The 20,363-nt window shown below is 64.7% G+C and carries 16 protein-coding genes; 10 read left to right on the plus strand and 6 right to left on the minus strand.

The genetic code is table 11. The annotated features are described in order from the left end of the window. Positions 1 to 104: 104 nt before the first annotated feature. A complete protein-coding gene (locus QF038_RS06950) occupies positions 105 to 3,914 on the minus strand; it encodes a multifunctional oxoglutarate decarboxylase/oxoglutarate dehydrogenase thiamine pyrophosphate-binding subunit/dihydrolipoyllysine-residue succinyltransferase subunit (RefSeq protein WP_307609481.1) in 3,810 nt (1,269 codons plus the stop codon). Positions 3,915 to 4,420: 506 nt separating this feature from the next. Between QF038_RS06950 and QF038_RS06955 the strand changes: the two genes are divergently transcribed. From QF038_RS06955 to QF038_RS06975, 5 genes are all read left to right on the plus strand, one after another. After that, complete coding sequence (locus tag QF038_RS06955; protein ID WP_307609482.1) at positions 4,421 to 5,803, plus strand: hemolysin family protein; 1,383 nt, start codon at positions 4,421 to 4,423, stop codon at positions 5,801 to 5,803. Continuing rightward, positions 5,800 to 6,870, plus strand: a complete 1,071-nt coding sequence (locus tag QF038_RS06960) for a hemolysin family protein (RefSeq protein ID WP_307609483.1) — start codon at positions 5,800 to 5,802, stop codon at positions 6,868 to 6,870. Before QF038_RS06955 ends, QF038_RS06960 begins: the two co-directional genes overlap by 4 nt. A gap of 166 nt (positions 6,871 to 7,036) precedes the next feature. Continuing rightward, entirely contained in the window at positions 7,037 to 8,017 is a 981-nt protein-coding gene (locus QF038_RS06965; protein WP_307609484.1) for a metal ABC transporter solute-binding protein, Zn/Mn family, read from the plus strand. Then, on the plus strand, positions 8,014 to 8,829 hold the full coding sequence (locus QF038_RS06970) for a metal ABC transporter ATP-binding protein (protein ID WP_307609485.1): 816 nt from the start codon (positions 8,014 to 8,016) through the stop codon (positions 8,827 to 8,829). The genes QF038_RS06965 and QF038_RS06970 overlap by 4 nt, the downstream gene beginning before the upstream one ends. Continuing rightward, positions 8,829 to 9,704: a metal ABC transporter permease gene (locus tag QF038_RS06975; protein WP_307609486.1), complete on the plus strand. Its 876-nt coding sequence runs from the start codon at positions 8,829 to 8,831 to the stop codon at positions 9,702 to 9,704. The genes QF038_RS06970 and QF038_RS06975 overlap by 1 nt, the downstream gene beginning before the upstream one ends. A gap of 1 nt (position 9,705) precedes the next feature. On the opposite strand, the gene QF038_RS06980 is transcribed toward QF038_RS06975, so the two are convergent. Beyond that, positions 9,706 to 10,221 (minus strand): Fur family transcriptional regulator, encoded by a 516-nt coding sequence (locus tag QF038_RS06980; protein WP_307613422.1) that lies wholly within the window; start codon positions 10,219 to 10,221, stop codon positions 9,706 to 9,708. A 94-nt stretch (positions 10,222 to 10,315) separates the two neighbouring features. Here QF038_RS06980 and QF038_RS06985 point away from each other — a divergent pair, with 94 nt between their 5' ends. After that, positions 10,316 to 10,972: an MBL fold metallo-hydrolase gene (locus QF038_RS06985; protein WP_307609487.1), complete on the plus strand. Its 657-nt coding sequence runs from the start codon at positions 10,316 to 10,318 to the stop codon at positions 10,970 to 10,972. On the opposite strand, the gene QF038_RS06990 is transcribed toward QF038_RS06985, so the two are convergent. Continuing rightward, positions 10,969 to 12,060 carry a PLP-dependent cysteine synthase family protein gene (locus QF038_RS06990; RefSeq protein WP_307609488.1) on the minus strand — a complete coding sequence of 364 codons (1,092 nt, stop codon included), beginning with the start codon at positions 12,058 to 12,060 and terminating at the stop codon, positions 10,969 to 10,971. The genes QF038_RS06985 and QF038_RS06990 overlap by 4 nt on opposite strands. A gap of 73 nt (positions 12,061 to 12,133) precedes the next feature. Between QF038_RS06990 and QF038_RS06995 the strand changes: the two genes are divergently transcribed. From QF038_RS06995 to QF038_RS07005, 3 genes are read left to right on the plus strand one after another with little or no spacing between them, the layout of a single operon-like run. Beyond that, complete coding sequence (locus QF038_RS06995) at positions 12,134 to 13,045, plus strand: sulfurtransferase (protein WP_307609489.1); 912 nt, start codon at positions 12,134 to 12,136, stop codon at positions 13,043 to 13,045. Positions 13,046 to 13,054: 9 nt separating this feature from the next. Further along, positions 13,055 to 14,248 carry an NAD(P)-dependent alcohol dehydrogenase gene (locus QF038_RS07000; protein ID WP_307609490.1) on the plus strand — a complete coding sequence of 398 codons (1,194 nt, stop codon included), beginning with the start codon at positions 13,055 to 13,057 and terminating at the stop codon, positions 14,246 to 14,248. Beyond that, positions 14,245 to 14,670, plus strand: coding sequence for an HIT family protein (locus tag QF038_RS07005; protein WP_307609491.1), 426 nt, complete (start codon positions 14,245 to 14,247; stop codon positions 14,668 to 14,670). The genes QF038_RS07000 and QF038_RS07005 overlap by 4 nt, the downstream gene beginning before the upstream one ends. Positions 14,671 to 14,718: 48 nt before the next feature. Here the strand turns inward: QF038_RS07005 and hrpA are convergent, their stop codons facing one another. Together hrpA and QF038_RS07015 are read right to left on the minus strand one after the other, a co-directional pair. Continuing rightward, positions 14,719 to 18,684 carry an ATP-dependent RNA helicase HrpA gene (gene hrpA / locus QF038_RS07010; RefSeq protein WP_307609492.1) on the minus strand — a complete coding sequence of 1,322 codons (3,966 nt, stop codon included), beginning with the start codon at positions 18,682 to 18,684 and terminating at the stop codon, positions 14,719 to 14,721. A gap of 101 nt (positions 18,685 to 18,785) precedes the next feature. After that, complete coding sequence (locus QF038_RS07015) at positions 18,786 to 18,953, minus strand: hypothetical protein (protein WP_307609493.1); 168 nt, start codon at positions 18,951 to 18,953, stop codon at positions 18,786 to 18,788. An 81-nt stretch (positions 18,954 to 19,034) separates the two neighbouring features. Here QF038_RS07015 and QF038_RS07020 point away from each other — a divergent pair, with 81 nt between their 5' ends. Beyond that, positions 19,035 to 20,003: a GlxA family transcriptional regulator gene (locus tag QF038_RS07020; protein ID WP_307609494.1), complete on the plus strand. Its 969-nt coding sequence runs from the start codon at positions 19,035 to 19,037 to the stop codon at positions 20,001 to 20,003. On the opposite strand, the gene QF038_RS07025 is transcribed toward QF038_RS07020, so the two are convergent. Next, on the minus strand, positions 20,000 to 20,302 hold the full coding sequence (locus QF038_RS07025) for a protealysin inhibitor emfourin (protein ID WP_307609495.1): 303 nt from the start codon (positions 20,300 to 20,302) through the stop codon (positions 20,000 to 20,002). The two genes, QF038_RS07020 and QF038_RS07025, sit on opposite strands and share 4 nt — an antisense overlap. Positions 20,303 to 20,363 lie beyond the last annotated feature (61 nt).

Here is a 20,363-nt window from a genome sequence, read left to right on the forward strand (position 1 = left end):
CGGGAAAGTTTCCCTGTCCGGGCAGGCGCTGTCCATCCCATTAAACAGAACTGCCCGGCCGGAGTCTGGTATTTCGACGTCCGGCCGGGCAGCCTTATTGGTTATTACCGTGCAAATGCCTGCTTCAGCAGGGCATCCTGCTCCGCGGCGTGGCGCTTCATGGAACCTGCAGCGGTGGACGCCGATGCCGGGCGCGACACGAGGCGGACCCTGCGATCAAGTGCGTCCGGAAGGTTCAGCCCGATGAACGGCCACGGTCCTTGGTTGGCAGGCTCATCCTGCGCCCAGACAACCTCGGCGTTCGGGTACTTGGCCAGTTCGGCGGCAATCTCCGCGTGCGGCAGCGGGTAAAGCTGCTCCACCCTGACGATCGCCGTCGTTGTGTCGCCGGTCTTCTGCCGCGTGGACAGCAGATCGTAGTACAGGCGGCCGGAGACCAGCAGGACACGTTCGACGGCGTCTGCGGCCAGCTGCTCATGCTCAGGGATCACAGGGCGGAAAGTGCCGTTCGTGAAGTCTTCCACGGATGAGGCGGCAGCCTTGAGGCGCAGCAGCTGCTTGGGCGTGAAGATGATCAGCGGCTTCCGCGGACGGCTGTACGCCTGGCGGCGCAGCAGGTGGAAGTGCGAGGCGGCCGTGGTGGGGTTGGCCACGATGATGTTCTCTTCGGCACACAGCTGCAGGAAGCGCTCGATCCTTGCGGAGGAGTGGTCCGGGCCCTGGCCCTCGTAGCCGTGCGGCAGCATCAGCACCAGCGAGGACCGCTGGCCCCACTTCTGCTCGGCCGAGGAGATGAACTCATCGATGATGGTCTGGGCGCCGTTGACGAAGTCGCCGAACTGGGCTTCCCAGAGGACGAGGGCGTCGGGGCGTTCCACCGAGTAGCCGTACTCGAAGCCCATGGCCGCGTATTCGGACAGCAGCGAATCGTAGATCCACAGCTTGGCCTGGTCGTCGGAGAGGTTGCCCAGGGGCAGCCATTCCTTGCCGTTGGCGCGGTCGTGGAAGACAGCGTGGCGCTGAACGAAGGTGCCGCGGCGAGAGTCCTGGCCGGCCAGGCGAACGGGCACGCCTTCCATGATCAGTGAGCCGAAGGCTGCGATCTCGCCGAAGCCCCAGTCGATGCCGCCTTCACGGGACATCTGTTCGCGCTTCTCGAGCAGTTGTTTGAGCTTCGCGTGGACGGTAAAGCCCTCGGGAATCTCCACGTGCGCCTTGCCGATCCGGGCCAGCGTGTCAGCGGAGATGGCTGTGGACACCGGCGTGTTGGTGTTGGAATCGGACTGCTGGGCGATGGGCCGCTCGATGTCGGAGACTGCTGCCGAGTCCGCCGTGATGATCGGAATCGGGGAGGTCTGGGCTGCGTGGGTCTCAGCGAAAACGCGCTCCAGCCGTTCCTGGTAGTCGCGGAGCAGCTGCTCGGCCTCTTCTTCGGTGATGTCACCACGGCCGATGAGCGACTCGGTGTAGAGCTTGCGCACCGAACGCTTGGCTTCGATCAGGTTGTACATCAGCGGCTGGGTCATTGAGGGGTCGTCGCCCTCGTTGTGCCCGCGGCGGCGGTAGCAGACCATGTCGATGACAACGTCCTTGTGGAACCGCTGGCGGAACTCGTAGGCGAGCTGGCCAATGCGGACCACGGCCTCGGGGTCGTCGCCGTTCACGTGGAACACCGGGGCCTGGATCATTTTGGCAACGTCGGTGGAGTACGTGGACGAACGGGACGAGGACGGAGCTGTGGTGAAGCCCACCTGGTTGTTGACCACGATGTGGATGGTTCCGCCGGTGCGGTAGCCGCGCAGCTGGGACAGGTTCAGGGTCTCAGCGACCACGCCCTGGCCTGCGAAAGCGGCGTCGCCGTGGACCACGATGGGCAGCACCGGGAAGGACTCGCCCTGGTCCAGGCGGTCCTGCTTGGCACGGACGATGCCCTCGAGGACGGGGTCCACAGCTTCGAGGTGGGACGGGTTGGCGGCCAGGTAGACCTTGGTCTCCTTGCCGTTGTCCGAGGTGAACGTGCCCTCGGTGCCCAGGTGGTACTTGACGTCGCCGGAACCCTGGACCGAACGGGGATCCTGGGTTCCTTCGAATTCGCGGAACACCTGTGCATAGGTCTTGCCGGCGATGTTGGTCAGCACGTTCAGGCGGCCACGGTGGGCCATGCCGATGGCGACCTCGTCCAGGCCGTCATCGGCGGCGTCGGACATGATGGCATCCAGCAGCGGAATCAGGGACTCGCCGCCTTCAAGTGAGAAGCGCTTCTGGCCCACGAACTTTGTCTGCAGGAACGTCTCGAATGCTTCAGCAGCGTTCAGCTTGGACACGATGCGCAGCTGTTCTTCGCGGCTGGGCTTCGAGTACGGGTGTTCGAGCTGGTCCTGGAACCACTTGCGCTCGGCAGGCTCCTGGATGTGCATGTACTCGATGCCGGTGGTGCGGCAGTAGGCGTCGCGCAGGACGCCCAGGATGTCGCGGAACTTGAGCATGGACTTGCCGCCGAAACCGCCGGTGGGCCACTCGCGGTCCAGGTCCCACAGAGTCAGGCCGTAGGTGAGGACGTCAAGGTCCGGGTGCTTCCGCTGGACGTATTCCAGCGGATCGGTGTCCGCCATCAGGTGGCCGCGGACGCGGTAGGAGTGGATCAGCTGCTGGATCCGGGCCACCTTGTTGATCTCGTCGGCCGGATCAACCTGCTTGTCCGCGCTCCAGCGTACGGGCTCGTACGGGATGCGCAGGGACTCGAAGATGTCGTCGTAGAAGTTCTGCGCGCCCAGCAGAAGCTGGTGGACCAGCTTCAGGAACTCGCCGCTGCCGGCACCCTGGATCACTCGGTGATCGTAGGTGGAGGTCAGGGTCAGGACCTTGCTGATGGCGTTCTGGGCGATGATCTTCTCGCTGGCGCCCTGGAATTCGGCGGGGTAGTCCAAGGCGCCGACGCCGATGATGGCTGCCTGGCCCTTGGAAAGGCGGGGCACCGAGTGCACGGTGCCGATGCCGCCCGGGTTGGTCAGGGAAACCGTGGTGCCCTGGTGGTCCTCGGCCGTCAGCTTGCCGTTGCGGGCGCGCTTGATGAGGTCCTCGTAGGTGTGCCAGAACTCGGAGAAGTTGAGGGTTTCCGCCTTCTTGATGTTCGGCACCATCAGCAGGCGGGTTCCGTCGGGCTTGGGCATGTCGATGGCGATGCCGAAATTGACGTGTGCCGGCTGGACGGCGACGGGCTTGCCGTCCACCTCGTCGTAGTACACGTTCATCGACGGGAACTGGGACAGCGCACGGATGACTGCGTAGCCGATCAGGTGCGTGAAGGAGACCTTGCCGCCGCGGGCGCGTGCCAGGTTGGAGTTGATGACAACACGGTTGTCGATCAGCAGCTTGGCGGGGATGGCCCGGACGCTGGTTGCGGTGGGCACCTCGAGGCTGGTGACCATGTTGGTGGCGATCGCCTTGGCCGGCCCGCGCAGGATGGACACAACGTCCTCTTCGGGGGCGGTGGGGGCCTTGACGTTCTTGGGCAGCTGCGCGGGGATGGGCTGCGAACCGGTGCCGGACTCGGTCTTCTTTCCGCCATCGCGGGCAACGGTGGCGGGGGCTTTCTTGACGGCAGCGGGGGCGGCAGGTGCCGCAGAGGCGGGCGGGGCCGACGGCGGAGCGGGCGGTGCCGCAGCCGGCGGCGCTGCCGGTGCTGCAGGAGCCGCGTTCACGACCGGCATTTCCCTGGTTGCGGGATGGGCAGTGGCTTGCGCCGAATTTCCGTTGGAAGAAGAACTGCTGCCCGAGCCGAAGGATTCAAACAGCGGCCACCATTTGGCGTCAACAGCGTTCTTATCCTTTTGATACTGCTCGTACAGTTCGTCAACGAGCCACTCGTTTCCGCCAAATTCCTCTGGTAGACGGTGGCTAGGCTGCTCTGGCACTTGAAATACGCCTCTTCCATGAGTTTGATTTCTCTCCGGCCCACGGTGCCTCAGCACTACGTATTAACCGGTCTCTGCGTCCTCTGAACCCAGACCATTGCCAGTCTAGTGAGCATCTTGTGGTAACTGCCAATAAGGGTGACCCAAATCATGATGAGACGCAAAAAGGGCCGAATATGGCGGACGGGGGCACCTGCCAGGCTCGCAGGACCGGGGACTCGCTCCTGTAGACTGAAATTCTTATGGACAGTAAATCTAGGTGCCGGCCTGGGGGCTGTCAGCGGGGCGTAAGCAGCGCCGCACAGTCCACCCGAAGAGCCGGCAAACCCCGAACACGCGCCCATCACCATTCGCTGGCATTGCCGGCAGGAGCTGCAAAGGATACTGCGTCGGCCTCGGCTGACCACCCTCCGCCGGACCGATATTCCTGGCGCGGGTCCTTTGCAAATGGCTCCCTGACTACCCAGCCAAAGTCCATGGCTACCGCTGTCCAGGCGGGATGCTGAATGGAATGGCTTCTCCTCGCAGCCGGATTGCTGCTGATCGCCGGCACAGGCTTTTTTGTCGCCGTCGAATTTTCACTCATTGCACTTGACCAGGCAACGGTCCAACGGGCCATTGACGACGGCGACGACGGCGCCATTCCTTTGCTCGCCTGCCTCAAGTCGCTCTCCACGCAGCTTTCCAGCTGCCAGTTGGGCATAACGCTCACCACCTTGCTGACCGGTTACGTGATGGAGCCCTCGGTAGGCAAGCTCCTGGAAGCCCCGCTGGCCGCCGTTGGACTTCCTGACGTTGCAGTCGCCTCCATTTCGCTGGTCATGGCGATGGTGCTCGCAACCCTGCTCTCCATGCTCCTGGGTGAACTGGTGCCCAAGAACATGGCCATCGCCTTGTCCTTTCCGGTAGGCCGCGCCCTCGCCAGGCCGCAACTGGTCTTCACCGCCGTGTTCAAACCCGCCATCGTGGTCCTCAACGGCTTCTCCAACAGGGTCCTGAACGTTTTTGGGCTGGAAGCGAAGGAAGAAATTTCCGGTGCCCGGACTCCTGCTGAGCTGGCATCCCTGGTGCGGCGCTCGGCTGCGATGGGAACGCTCGACGCCGGTACCGCCAACTTCGTGGCGCGCACACTGAATTTCTCCACCCGCACTGCCGCCGACGTGATGACTCCGCGCATCCGCGTGGAAACCATCGAGGCGGACCAGCCGGTGTCCGACATCCTGGCGGCCGCGCGCCGCACGGGATATTCACGGTTCCCCGTCATTGGTGAATCGGCGGACGACATTAAGGGCCTGGTCCACGTCAAGAAGGCAGTGGCAGTGCCGTGGGACCGCCGGCAGAACCTCGAAGCCGGGGCCATCATGACCGAAGTGCTCCGCGTCCCGGAAACCATCCACCTTGATGCCCTGCTGGCAGAACTGCGCGAGGGCAACCTTCAGTTGGCGGTGGTACTGGACGAATACGGCGGAACCGCAGGAATCGCCACCCTCGAGGACCTCGTGGAGGAAATTGTGGGCGAGGTGGCCGATGAGCACGACAAGGTCCGCCCGGGCCTGCTCCAGAGCGCTTCCGGTGACTGGTACTTCCCTGGCCTGCTCCGCCCGGATGAACTGTCCGAGCAGATCCCCGGCCTGACCGTCCCTGACGAGGCAGCGTACGAAACAGTGGGCGGCTATGTGATGAGCGAGCTCGGCCGGATCGCTGTTGTCGGGGACACGGTCGCCGTGGAGGGCGGAACGCTGAGCGTCACCAGGATGGATGGCCGGCGGATCGACCGGATCTGCTTCCGTCCGGCCGCGCCGGAGCCTGAGGCAGCGGACCCTGGCGACAGGACCACCAACGGCAGGCAGGGCAACGGCAGGACTAAAAACGACAGGACCGAACGATGAGCGACTGGGCCGGAATACTGTGGCTGGTTGTCCTCCTTTTTGGCAACGCGTTTTTTGTGGCCGCTGAATTCGCCGTGATGTCTGCCCGCCGCAGCCAGATCGAGCCGCTGGCCGAGGCCGGTTCCAAACGCGCGCAGACCACCCTGCGGGCCATGGAGAACGTTTCGCTGATGCTGGCCTGTGCCCAGCTGGGTATCACGGTCTGTTCGCTGCTGATCCTGCTGGTGGCAGAGCCGGCCATCCACCACCTGCTGGCGGTGCCGCTGGAGACACTGGGCCTGCCCATGGAGATCGCCGATGTGACGGCCTTTGCCGTGGCGCTGATGCTCGTGACGTTCCTGCACGTAACTTTCGGTGAGATGGTGCCCAAGAACATCTCGGTGTCCGTGGCGGATAAGGCAGCGCTCTTCCTTGCCCCGTCGCTGATGTTTATCGCCCGGCTGGTGAACCCGGTCATCTACGTCCTGAACTGGTCCGCCAACCACATCCTCAAGCTGCTCCGTATCGAGCCCAAGGATGAGGTGAACTCCTCCTTCACCCTGGAGGAAGTGCAGTCGATCGTGCAGGAGTCCACCCGCCACGGACTGGTGGATGACGAAGCGGGCCTGATTACCGGCGCACTCGAATTTTCCGAGTACAACGCCGCTGACATCATGGTTCCACTTGAAAAGCTGGTGATGCTGAAGGCCGCCACCACGCCGGTGGAGTTCGAGAAGGCCGTGAGCCGTACCGGGTTTTCCCGGTTCCCGATGCTCGACGACGACGACATGCTCTACGGCTACCTCCACGTGAAGGACGTCCTGTCCATCCCGGAGGTCGCGTACGAACGGCCCATCGCCGAAAGCCGGATCAGGTCCCTGGCCAACCTCGCCCTGGACGATGAAATTGAAAAGGCGATGTCGGTGATGCAGCGAACAGGTTCGCACCTGGCACGCGTCATCGGGCCGGACGGAAACACCAAGGGTGTGTTGTTCCTCGAGGACGTGATCGAACAGCTGGTGGGTGAAATCCGTGACGCCACGCAGGCCAGGGGCGTGCGGCGTCTGGGCCAGCCCAACGGGGCCTAGCAGCCGCGCTGGCGCTGCCGCAGGGGAGCCCCGGAGTCAGGGGCCCTGCCATGCTGATGCGTGACAGGGCTTCCTGCGCCCCTTTTCCTAAATAGGAATCATTCCCATTTAGGTATAGGCTTTAGTGGTTCCCTTGCGATCCCACAACCACTGAACTGAGGTTTACGTGCGCCGTTCCGCCGCCGCCCGAACGTCCCTTGCCCTCTTTGCCGGGCTTGGCCTGCTGCTTAGCGCATGCAGCCCCCAGCCCGAGGCCTCCGGAGGGACCGCGGCTGACGGAATCAACGTGGTGGCTTCCACCAACGTTTACGGGGACATTGCAAAGACGGTGGGCGGCGACAAAGTGAGCGTGACCGCCATCATCAACAAGACCAGCCAGGACCCGCACTCCTACGAGGCCAGCGCCCAGGACCGGCTGGCCGTCTCCAAGGCAGACCTCGTGGTGGAAAACGGCGGGGGCTACGACGACTTTCTGCACACCCTGGTCAAAGACAGCAGCATTGAAGCACACAACGTGCTGAACGCCGTCGAACTTTCCGGCCTGGCGCATCCGGAGGATGAACCCGCGGACGCGGCGGCGGCGGAGCCTGCGGGCGGGGAAGGGCACGATCACGGCGAGTTCAACGAGCACGTTTGGTACAGCCTGGCCGCCATGGGCCGGCTGGCCGACGACCTTGCTTCACGTCTGGGTGAGCTGGAACCGGGTTCAGCCGCCACCTTCACGGCCAACGCCGGCACTTTCAAGTCGGAACTGGATCAGCTGGCCGGAAAGCTTGGGGCGTTGAAGACCAGCGCGGCCGGGGACAAGGTAGCGGTCACTGAGCCCGTGCCGCTCTACCTGCTCTCCGATGCGGGGCTGGAGAACGCTACTCCAGAGGACTACACTGCTGCGATTGAGGAAGGCTCCGACGTCCCGCCGGCCGTACTCAAGGCCGCAACTGACCTGGTTGCCTCAAAGTCCGTCCGGTTCCTTGCCTACAACGGCCAGACCGAAGGTCCGCAGACTGAAGCGCTGAAGAAGGCGGCCGAAACGGCAGGTGTCCCGGTGGTCGATTTCAATGAAACGCTGCCTGAGGGCAAGACCTACGTGCAGTGGATGACGGACAATGTGAACAACGTCAGCAAAGTTCTGGAGACCAATAATTGAAACCTGTGGTCAGCCTCGCCGGGGCGTCCCTCGCCTTCGGCCAGCGGACGCTGTGGGAGGACCTGGACCTGGAGATCAGGCCTGGTGAGTTCTTCGCAGTGCTTGGCCCCAACGGCAGCGGGAAAACGAGCTTCCTCAAAGTCCTGTTGGGTCTGCAGAACCTGCACCGGGGCACCGCCATGCTCGGTGGACACCCCGTTGAGCGCGGCAGCAGCCTGATCGGTTACATCCCTCAGCAAAAATCGTTTGCCCGTGACACGCCGATGCGTGCCCGGGACCTGGTGGGCCTGGGGGTGGACGGTCACCGCTGGGGGCTTCGCCTCTCCTCGGCCAAGGCCAACCGTAGGATTGATGAGCTCCTTGACCTGGTGGGCGCGTCGGACTACGCCAAGGTTCCGGTGGGCCAGCTCTCCGGCGGTGAGCAGCAGCGGCTGCGCGTGGCCCAGGCGCTGGCAACAGACCCAAAAGTCCTGCTCTGCGACGAGCCGCTGCTCTCCCTGGACCTGCACCACCAGCAGGCCGTCAGCGCGCTGATAAACAAGCAATGCCACGAGCAAAACAGTGCGGTGGTTTTTGTCACCCACGAGATCAACCCCATCATCGACTATGTGGACCGGGTGCTGTATCTGGCCGGCGGCCGCTTCAAGGTGGGCACTCCGGAGGAAGTGATGACCACGGAGGTCCTCTCCGACCTGTACGGCAGCCATGTTGAGGTTATCCATGCCAACGGACGCATTGTGGTGGTGGGCCTGCCGGACGCCACCACCCACCATCATGCTGAGGCGCATGCCCTTGCAGGAGAGGTGGCCTGATGGATGCCGACAGTATTATTGGTGCCATTTTCAGCTTCGAGAATTACGGCGAGCTGCTGGTCCTGGTCCAGAACTCCATCTGGGCCGGCGCCGTCCTGGGCCTGCTCGGCGGCCTGGTGGGGACGTTCGTGATGAAACGTGACCTTGCGTTCGCCGTCCACGGAATTTCGGAACTGTCCTTCGCCGGTGCGGCCTTCGCCCTGCTGATTGGCGCGGATATCGTCTTCGGTTCGCTCATCGGCTCGGTGGCTGCCGCGCTGCTGCTCGCCGTGATGGGAGTCAGGGCAAGGGACAAAAACTCCATCATCGGGGTGATCATGCCATTCGGGCTGGGCCTCGGGATCCTGTTCCTGTCCTTGTATGAAGGCCGTGCCGCCAACAAGTTCGGTTTGCTGACCGGGCAGATCGTTTCGGTGGATACCGTCCAGCTTCAAGCGCTGGCCGGAACCGCCGTTGTGGTGATGGTGGTCCTGGCGGCCATCTGGCGGCCACTGAACTTTGCCAGCGTCGATCCCGAACTTGCCGAGGCCCGCGGCGTTCCGGTCCGGACGCTGGGCATCATCTTTATGGTCCTGCTGGGCATCAGCGTGGCCCTGTCCATCCAGGTGGTGGGAGCCCTCCTGGTGCTGGCCCTCCTCATTACGCCGGCTGCTGCGGCCCTCCGGGTGACGTCGTCGCCTGTGGCCGTGGTGGTGCTCAGCGTGGCCTTTGCCGTCACGGCCATCGTTGGCGGAATCCTGCTGGCCCTGGGCGGACGTATCCCTATCAGCCCGTACGTCACCACGTTGTCATTCCTGATCTACGTGGTGTGCCGGAGCATCGGTTCCGTCCGTGCTTCCCGCGGGATCAACGGGCGGGTACTGCAACCGCAGTAACCTACAGGGTGCCGGCGGCCTTGCGTGCCGTGCACTCCGGGCAGAGCCCAAAAATCTCCACCGTGTGCGCCACCTCGGTGTAGCCATGTTCGGCTGCGATCCGGGCTGCCCACGTTTCCACGGCCGGCGCTTCCACTTCCACTGCCTTGCCACAATTCCGGCACAGCAGGTGGTGATGGTGGCCCGTTACGGCGCACCGGCGGTACACCGCCTCGCCGTCGCCGTTGCGCAGCACGTCAACGAGTCCTTCGTCGGCCAGGGACTGGAGGATCCGGTAGGCAGTAGCAAGGGAGACAGAGACACCCTGGTTCTGCAGGATCCGGTAAAGCTCCTGCGTGCTGACGAAGTCATCCAGTTCGTCCAGTGCGGCACTGACCGCCAGCCGCTGTTTCGTGACCCGCTGTTCCTTGACTGCACCTGCGCCCGCAGCAGCTGTACCCGCTCCGGCATTGACGGCGCCGCCGGAAGCCGGGGCCGAAGCGGGCTTGGTTGACTCAGCCTTGGTGCCGAACGGCATGGATGGACTCGCTTCCCTAAGGATGGTGGCAAAGATCCAGATTACCAGCCGAAGCTTCGTGGACACGGTCCGGGCCGGACCCTAGGCTGGCGCTATGAAGCTGACCAAATACACCCACGCCTGCGTCCGCCTCGAGAAGAACGGCCGGATCCTGGTGCTGGATCCCGGAACATTTTCTGAATCGGCAGAGGCGCTGGCCGGTGCCGCCGCCGTTCTGGTCACCCACGAACACAACGACCACATAGACGTCCCGGCAGTGGTGAACGCTTTGAAGGAGAACGTCAACCTGGCGGTTTTCGCCCCGGCGGGTGTCGCGGAGAACCTGCGCAATGAAGCCCCGGACGCCGCGGCCCGGATCAACACGGTGGAGCCGGGTTCGTCGTTTGAAGCGGCAGGCTTCGACGTCCGGAGTTTTGGCGGCCAGCACGCCCTCATTCATCCGCAGATCCCGGTGGTGGCCAACATCGGCTACCTCCTGGACGGGAACGTCTACCACCCGGGTGATTCGTTCGTGATCCCGGACGGCATCGACGTGCAGACGCTGCTGGTGCCCCTGCAGGCACCGTGGAGCAAAGCGGCGGAAGTGGTGGACTTCGTGATCGGCGTCCGGGCGCCGCGCGCATTCCAGATCCACGACGGCCTGCTCAATGACAACGGCCTGAAGATCGTGGAAGGCCACGTCAAGCGGCTGGGGGCAAAGTACGGCACCGAGTACCGGCACCTGGCTGCCGGGGAGTCGGTGGAGGTCTAAACCGGGCCCGCGTCCCAGGTGCCAGTATCAAAGAAGCGCCTGATCACCCCTTCGTAGGGTGCCGGGTCCAGGCCTTTGGACGCCAGCCAAGTCGGGTTGTAATAGTTGCCCGCGTAGCGCTCGCCGCCGTCGCACATCAAAGAGACGATGCTGCCCCTGCGGCCTTCGGCGATCATCGCCGCGACGAGCTGCCAAACTCCCCAAAGGTTCGTTCCCGTGGAGGGGCCGGCATGGAGCCCGGCAAGCGTGCGGAGGTGGCGCATGGCGGCGACAGATGCCGCATCCGGAACCTGGACCATGTGGTCAATGACCGAGGGCACAAAACTGGGCTCCAAGCGCGGCCGGCCGATGCCCTCGATCCTCGAGGGCAAGCCAGTGGCAGGGCTGGACGTGCCACCGCGCCAGCCGGGGAGGAAGGCCGAGTTCTCCGGATCCACCACCAGCAGGCGGGTTGGGTGGCTGTGGTAGCGCAGGTATCTGCCGATCGTGGCACTGGTGCCGCCGGTGCCAGCGCCCACCACGATCCAGTCCGGTACGGGGTGCTCCTCCAGTTCGAGCTGGCCGAAAATCGACTCCGCGATGTTGTTGTTCCCGCGCCAGTCCGTAGCGCGCTCAGCGTAGGTGAACTGGTCCATATAGTGCCCGCCGCTGGTGGCGGCCACCTCTTCCGCCATGGCATAGACCTCGGAAGCGTGGTCCACCAGCAGGCAGGAGCCGCCGAACTGTTCAATCAGGTCAATCTTTTCCTGGCTGGTACTGCGGGCCATGACCGCGATGAATGGCAGCCCCAGGAGCTGGGCAAAGTACGCTTCGGACACCGCCGTACTGCCGCTGGACGCCTCAACGATGGTGGTGTCCTCCCTGATCCAGCCGTTGACCAGGCCGAACAGGAACAGCGACCGCGCCAGCCGGTGCTTGAGGCTGCCGGTGCGGTGCGTTGATTCATCCTTCAGGTAGAGCTGGACTCCCCAGTGTTCCGGCAGGGGTATCAAGTAGAGGTGGGTATCGGCTGAGCGGTTGTTTTCTGCCGTGATTTTCCGGATGGCTTGGTCCGCCCAGGCCCGGCCCGCGCTGCGCTCGATCTTCACCGCACCAGCCTACCTGCGGCTTCGAGGGCTGCCGTTAGAGTGGGATCGTTGGCCGCCTGATGTAAGGAGCACCGTGAAGCCACTGCTGGATGTTGCCGCCCTGGAGGAACGCCGTGTCCGCGGCCTGCATACGGTGCTGCTGGATGTGCGGTGGGCGTTGGGCGACCCGTACGGCCACGACCACTTCCTGCAGGGCCACTTGCCGGGCGCTGTGTTTGTTGACCTGGCCGGCGAACTTGCGGACCCCGCTGTGCCGGAGCGCGGCAGGCATCCGCTGCCGTCACCGCTCCAGTTCCAGGACGCGGCCCGGCGCTGGGGCATCAACAACGGCGACGTTGTGGTGGCGTATGACGACAGCGGCAACATGGCCGCGGCCCGTGCGTGGTGGATGCTGCGGAACGCCGGCCTCACCGAGGTTTACCTGCTCGACGGCGGGCTGGCTGCCTGGCGCGCAGCAGGACTGCCGCTCGACCAAGGGGAAGTCGTGCCTCCGTCCGGGAACGTGACGCTGGCGGACGGGCAGATGCCGGTCCTGGATGCAGCCGCTGTTACGGCCTGGACGGAGAATCAGCAGGTCCACGGCGGGGCCCAACCGGACAGGCTCCTCCTCGATGCACGCGCCGCCGAAAGGTACCGCGGGGAGATTGAGCCTGTTGATCCGCGGGCCGGCCATATCCCCGGCGCCGTCAGCGCGCCAACCTCACAGAATGTAGACAGCAGCGGCCGGTTCCTGCCTCCTGCCGAGCTGCGCCGCCGCTTCGAAGCGCTGGGCATCAGCGACGACGTCGAGGTGGGGGTCTATTGCGGGTCCGGCGTCACTGCTGCGCACCAGGTGGCCGCCCTGGAGCTGGCCGGATTCCGCGCCGCTCTCTACCCCGGGTCCTTCTCCGAGTGGTCCAGCAACCCCCTGCTGCCGGTGGTGACCGGGCCCGGTCCCCGCGGCGACGGGCCTGCAGAGTGGAAAGTCCAGGGCGGGCAAGGGTAGCGTCGCACTATGACTCCTGGACGTCCCGTGCCGCCGCCCCTTGCCAAACCTGCCGCCCCCGAACCGGCAGTCCCTGAAACCGTCACCCCCGGTTCCGCTGCCGCTGGTTCCAGGAATTCCGACGGCGGCGTCCTGGCCGCCGCGTACGGCGCCACGTCCGCGGACAGCGGCCTGGTCCCGCTGACTCTTGCGCGGCGCACACCCAAACCTGACGACGTCGAAATTGGCATCGAGTTTTGCGGACTGTGCCACTCGGATGTCCACGCTGTGCGGGGCGAGTGGGGCGGCCAGGCCTATCCGCTGGTCCCCGGCCACGAGATTGTTGGAACCGTAAGCCGCGTCGGTTCCGGTGTCACCGACTTCGCCCCGGGGGACCGGGTGGGGGTGGGTTGCATCGTGGACTCCTGCCGGGAATGCGAGAGCTGCCTGGACGGCCTGGAACAGTACTGCGAGAACGGAATGACTGGCACCTATGGTGCCGTTGACCGCCGGAACGGCGATGCGATCACCCAGGGCGGCTATTCCTCCACGGTGGTGGTGGACCGCCGCTATGTCCTTCGCGTGCCGGGATCCCTGGACCCGGCCGCCGTCGCCCCGCTGCTGTGCGCCGGCGTCACCACCTACTCGCCGCTGCGGCATTTCGACGTCGAAGAAGGCGACGTTGTGGGAGTCGTAGGGCTCGGCGGGCTCGGCCACATGGCAGTCAAGCTCGCCAAGACCATGGGCGCGAAAGTGGTGGTGTTCACCACCTCGGAGTCCAAGGTGCCGGCCGCCCTGGAACTTGGCGCTGACGAGGTTGTCCTGTCCCGGGACGAAGCGGCGATGGCCGCGGCAAACCGCACCATCGACCTGATCATCGACACCGTGGCCGCACCCCACGACCTGAACCCGCTGTTCCGCACCCTGCGGGTGGACGGTGCGCTCTTCCAGTTGGGCCTGCCGTCCGAGGCAATGCCGCCAGTGAACCCGCGGGCACTGATCCGCCGCCGGATCGCCTACGCCGGCTCACTGATCGGCGGAATCGCGGAGACGCAGGAAATGCTGGACTTCTGCGCCGAACACGGCGTGGTGGCGGACATCGAAGTGGTCCGCGCGGACCAGCTGAATGAGGCCTACGACCGGATGGTTGCAGGCGATGTGAAGTACCGGTTTGTGCTGGATACCAGCACCCTGCAGGCACCCGCCGAGGAGGCAGACGCATGAGCACGCTATTCACCAGGATCCTGAACGGCGAAATCCCCGGCCGGTTTGTGTGGCGCGAAGACGACGTGTCCGCGTTCCTCACCACGGGTCCGCTGGCGGACGGACATACGCTGGTGGTCCCCACCGAGGAAGTGGACCGCTGGACGGACGCTTCCCCGGAAACGTTGGCGAGAGTCATGGAGGTGGCCCGCCGCATCGGCGCTGTCCAGGTGGACATCTTTGACGCGCCGCGCGCCGGGCTCATCGTTGCCGGGTACGAGATCAACCATCTCCACGTGCACGTGTGGCCGTCCAGGAGCATGGCCGACTTCAACTTTGCGTCCGCTGACCAGAATCCCGACCCCGAAGTCCTCGACGCCAATGCCGAAAAACTGCGGCAGGGACTGCGCGACGCCGGGTATGGCGAGTTCGTCCCGGCCTAGACTGTTCGGCTGGATCTTTTACCTGGGCCGTTGGCCCAAGCCCTTTTCCTAGGCCGGCGCGAGCGCTTTGTTGAGCACGGCACGGATCCGCTTCTCGGACACTGAATAGGCCGTTCCAAGCTCGACGGCGAACAGGCTCACCCGGAGCTCCTCGATCATCCACCGGACCTGGGCGAGCTCGCCCCCGGCCCGCCGGCCCGGAAGCAGGGCTGACACGGCGTCGTCGTAGTCATCCTCAAGGCGCTGCACGGCTGCCATGTTTAGGGCGTCGCGCTGGACGTTGCCGGGCAGGCGCTCCAGGCGCTTCTCAATGGCGGCGAGGTAGCGGGGGAGCTGGCTGAGCTGTGCGTAGCCGGTACGGGCCACGAAGCCGGGGTAGACGAGTTGCTCCAGCTGGCTCTTGATGTCATTGAGCGCGCTGATGAGCGCCAGGCTGGTGGTGCCCTTGAGCTGTTTTTCGATCCGCCGCGTACTGGCGAGGATCCGCTCCACCACCGCCGTCACACTGAACACCGTGTCGATCAGCTCGGCGCGGACCACCTCATACAGTGCGTCGAAGGACTTCCGGTCCCACGGGAGTTCGGCTGGAGTGAGCTTATCGATGGCCGCGAGGGCGCAGTCGGCGATCAGGGCCGAAACGGACCCGTGCGGGTTCTGGCTGAACGTCAGCTTCTCGGTGTTGCTCAGGTGCTCCAGGACGTAGCGGTCCGGAGCTGGAACCCGCAAGGCCAGCAGCCTGATCACGCCGCCGCGCATGGCATCCCGCTGCTCGTCAGCGGTCTGGAAAACCCGCAGTGCCACGGACTTGCCTTCGTCCACCAAGGCCGGGTAGCCGGTGACGGTGTGGCCCTTGACGATGTTGCTGACCTGGCGCTGGATGGTTCCGAAGCTCCACTCGGTCAGGCCCTCCTGCTCCCGGAATCCGGCAGGGGCTGAGCCTGCCGGCACCTGGGCGGGGGCTTGCGAGCGTGACGTGCCGCCGTCGTCCGCCCTCCCGGCGGCACGGCCAGCCTTGCCGCCCGGAGCGGTAGAGGCAGGCGTGGCACCCAGGGACTCGGCAATGGCGCGGCGGGTGGCAGGCGCCAGCTCCTCCTGAAGCGCCGCGAGGTCCTTGCCTTCACCGAGGACCCTGCCCTTGCTGTCCACAACCTTGAAGGTGACGCGGAGGTGCGGCGGCACGGCATCCCAGTTCCATGAACGCGGCGGAATGACGTGTCCGCGGATCCGGCGGAGCGCAAGCTCAAGGGATGGCTCCAGATCGTCGGAGACCGGGTCAAAATCGGACTCCAGCACAGCCACTGCCTGCCGCGCCACGTCCGGGGCCGGCACGAAGTTCTTGCGGACCTGCTTGGGCAGGGACTTGATCAAGGCCGTCACCAGCTCAACGCGCTGCCCGGGGATCAGCCAGCGGAACGCCTTGTCATCCAGCTGGTTAAGGAACAGGACCGGCACTTCTGCCGTCACGCCGTCGGACGGATCCGGCGGTGACCCCGGAGCAACCGGATGGAACTCATAGGTCAGCGGCAGCTCAAAGCCCTTGTGCAGCCAGGTCTTCGGGTATGCAGAAACATCCAGATTGTCCGCGTCATCGCTCAGGAGCAAGGATTTGTCGTAATCGAGGAGGTCCGGGTTCTGCTGCCGGGCTTCCTTCCACCACTTGTCAAAATGCCGCTCCGACACCACATCCGGGCCGATTCGCGCGTCGTAGAACTCGAAGAGTGTCTCGTCGTCCACCAGCAGGTCGCGGCGGCGCATCCTTGCTTCCAGCTCCTCAACTTCCTGCAGGAGGGCGCGGTTGCGGTGGAAGAACTTGTGGTGGGTTTTCCAGTCACCCTCCACCAGGGCATGCCGGATGAAAAGCTCCCTGGCGACGACCGGGTCAACCCTGCCGTAATTGATCCTGCGCTGGGCGATGATGGGCACGCCGTACAGAGTGACCTTCTCGTAAGCCATCACCGCGCCCTGCCGGGTGGACCAGTGCGGTTCGCTGTAGCTGCGCTTCACGAGGTCCGGGGCCACCTGCTCTGCCCAGACCGGATCAAACTTTGCCGCCACCCTGGCCCAGAGCCGGCTGGTTTCCACCAGCTCCGCCGCCATCACGAACGTAGGTGACTTCTTGAACAGCGCCGACCCGGGGAAAATGGCGAAACGGGTGCCGCGGGCGCCGGCATACTCGCGCTTGCGCTCGTCCAGGATGCCGATATGACTCAGCAGTCCGGACAGCAAGCTGATGTGGACGCCGTCGTGGTTGCCCACGGGGTCCGCGAGGCGCTTGTTGTCCAGGCTGATGCCCAGGGGCCGCGCCAGCTGGCGCAGCTGGGCAAACAGGTCCTGCCACTCACGCACCCGCAAGTAGTTGATGAACTCTGCCCGGCACAGCCTCCTGAACGCGGAGGAAGACAATTCCTGTTGCTTTTCCTGCAGGTAGTTCCAGAGGTTCAGGAAGCCGGTGAAGTCCGAGTTCTCGTCCTTGAACCGGTTATGCTTTTCGGCTGCCAGCTGCTGCTTGTCCGTGGGGCGCTCGCGGGGGTCCTGGATGGTGAGCGCTGCCGCCAGGATCATCACTTCGCGGACGCAGCCGCGTTTGCCCGCCTCCACGATCATGCGGCCCAGCCGGGGATCCACCGGCAGCTGGGCGAGTTTTTGTCCGACGGCGGTGAGGCCGCCGCCGCTCTTGGGACCGCCTTTTCCGTTCTGCGGGGTGGCCGACGCCAGGGCGCCGAGTTCGCGCAGGAGCGTGACGCCGTCGTTGATTGCCCGGGTTTCCGGGGGCTCCACAAACGGGAAGTCCCCCACGTCCTTGGGGCCGCGCGCCACGCCCATGGCGGTCATCTGCAGGATGACGGCGGCAAGGTTGGTGCGCAGGATTTCCGGATCCGTAAAGAGGGGCCGGGACTCGAAGTCTTCCTCCGAGTACAACCGGATGGCGATGCCGTCCGAGACGCGGCCGCAACGCCCTGACCGCTGGTTCGCGGACGCCTGGGACACACGCTCGATGGGAAGGCGCTGCACCTTGGTGCGGTGGGAGTAGCGGGAGATGCGGGCCGTGCCGGTGTCGATGACGTACTTGATGCCCGGCACGGTCAGGGATGTTTCCGCCACGTTAGTGGCGAGAACGATGCGGCGCTTGTTGCCGGGATGGAACACCTTGTGCTGTTCCTGCAGGCTGAGGCGGGCGAACAGGGGGAGTACTTCTGTTCCCGTCAGCCTTCGGTTGGACTGGATGCGTGCGTTGAGGGCCTCGGCGGCGTCGCGGATCTCACGCTCGCCGGAGAAGAACACCAGGATGTCGCCGGGCGCCTCCAGGGCGAGTTCGTCGACGGCGTCACAGACGGCGTCGAGCGGGTCGCGGTCTTCCTCGAGTTCGTCGTCAGAGGCGTCCTCTTCATCCGTGCCGGCCGGCGGCTGCGACAGCGGGCGGTAGCGGATTTCCACCGGGTACGTCCGGCCGGACACTTCCATGATGGGAGCAGGTTTTTCGGGCGTACCGAAGTGGTTGGCGAACCGCTGCGGATCGATGGTGGCGGAGGTGATGATCACCTTCAGGTCTGGACGCTGCGGCAGGATGCGCTTGAGGTACCCGAGGATGAAGTCGATGTTGAGGCTGCGCTCGTGGGCCTCATCAATGATGATGGCGTTGTACTTGCGCAGCAGCTTGTCGCGCTGGATTTCCGCCAGCAGGATGCCGTCGGTCATCAGTTTCACCTTGGTAGCGCGGCTGACTTCGCCGGTGAAACGGACCTGGAAGCCGACTTCCTGGCCGATATCCACACCGAGCTCCTCGGCAATGCGTTCGGCCACGGTACGGGCAGCCAGCCGGCGCGGCTGGGTGTGGCCGATCAGGCCGTTCTCACCGAGGCCGAGTTCAAGGCACATCTTGGGGATCTGGGTGGTCTTACCGGAGCCGGTCTCGCCGGCGATGATGGTGACCTGGTTCGCTGCGATGGCTGCCATCAGGTCTTCGCGGCGCTCGGAGACCGGCAGCTCGGCAGGATAGGAAATGTGAAGTGTCATGGCTGCTGCAAGTCTACTGCGGGAGCCCGGGCTTCCCGTTTCGACCCTATACAGCTGTTCGGCCGCGAGGGCTTGGTGGTGCGGTGGTTCGGCGGGTGGTTCTAGAAAATGCGGAGTGTGTAGTTGGAGCTGGGAAGGTCCAGGGCGGACCATGCTTCGTGGGATTCGACGGGAGGCGTATGCCCCCGGCCATCGCGCAGGAGCGATGAAACGGTGGCAGCGAGGACAACGAGCAGGAGGACGATGAGGAGGGTTATGAGGATTTCCATGCCTCCATGCTTCTCCTGTTCAAGAACAAGAAAAAGTGGCAGAAATGCCCAAAAAGCTATAATTCCTGCCACAATGGGAGCATGCTGAAATCAGTAGCAGTCATCGTGGTTCCCAACTTCTCGATGTTCGAATTCGGCACTGCCTGTGAAGTGTTTGGAATCGACAGGTCCGGCAGGGGGAGCGGCGTCCCCGCCTTTGACTTTCGCGTCTGTACGCCCAACCCCGGCAGCGTCAGGCTCAAGAACGGCCTGTCCATGAATGTGGAGCTTGGCCTCGAAGCCACCGCCGACGCCGACCTGGTCATCATGGCGCCCTACGGCAGGGACGATGATCTGCCCGAATCGGTCCTGGAAGCACTGCGCGCTGCCGATGCCAGGGGAGCGTGGGTGATGTCCATCTGCTCCGGAGCTTTTGCCCTCGCCCGCGCCGGGCTCCTGGACGGCCGGCGCTGCACCACGCACTGGCACTATTCGGGCCAGCTGGCCGCCCAGTACCCGCAGGTGCAGGTGGACGAAAACGTACTCTATGTCCAGGACGGTAACATCATCTCCTCCGCCGGCACTGCCGCCGGGATTGATGCCTGCCTGCACCTTGTACGCGTGGAACTCGGAGCGAACGTTGCCGCCGCCATTGCCCGCGACATGGTGGTCCCCCCGCACCGCGACGGCGGCCAGGCGCAGTTCATCGACCGTCCCATGCCCACCTGTGGCTCGGCTCCGATGGAGCAGCTCCTTCGCTGGATGGTGGAGCACCTGGACCGTGAGCACACGGTGAATGAGCTGGCAGCGCGGGTGCACATGTCTGCCAGAACGTTTGCCAGGAAGTTCAGGTCCGAAACCGGCGCAACCCCGGCGGCCTGGCTGAATTCGCAGCGGGTGCTTCGGGCCCAGGAGCTGCTCGAATCCAGCGATCTGAACATCGAAGAAATCGCACGGGAGGCCGGCTTCGGCCATCCGGTGCTGCTGCGCCACCACTTCGCCAAAGTCCTGGACACCAGCCCTCAGTCCTACCGCAGGGCATTCCGGGGCCAGCTGGAGGAAGCGGTTTAGCCTTTCCGCTCCTCAGCGGCAGCCCTGGTGCTGTCCACCAGTACACGCCACGGGCCGGTGACTGCCTGCTCAGGAAGGGCGGCGCGATGTTGCCCGGCGCGAATGGAGTAGATGAACCGGTCCGGCTGGGCTCCTGCGAATTCTGCTGCGGCTGCCCTCGGTGTCCGCGGAACGGCGTCCCAGGGGCATGCTTCCACAATGGGCTGCCACTGGTTCCTTGCCGTCTCGGACTCAGCGTTGACAGTCCAAATCCGGGTCATCGCCGCGACGCCGCCGGTGCGCTCCACACTGATCTTCATGGCCTGGTTCCTGGGTGGTACCTCGGGCCTGGTGGCCCGAAGTACGGCACAGCCAGGCAGC

The sequence above is a fragment of the Pseudarthrobacter sp. W1I19 genome (genome assembly GCF_030817835.1).
Classification (GTDB): Bacteria; Actinomycetota; Actinomycetes; order Actinomycetales; family Micrococcaceae; genus Arthrobacter.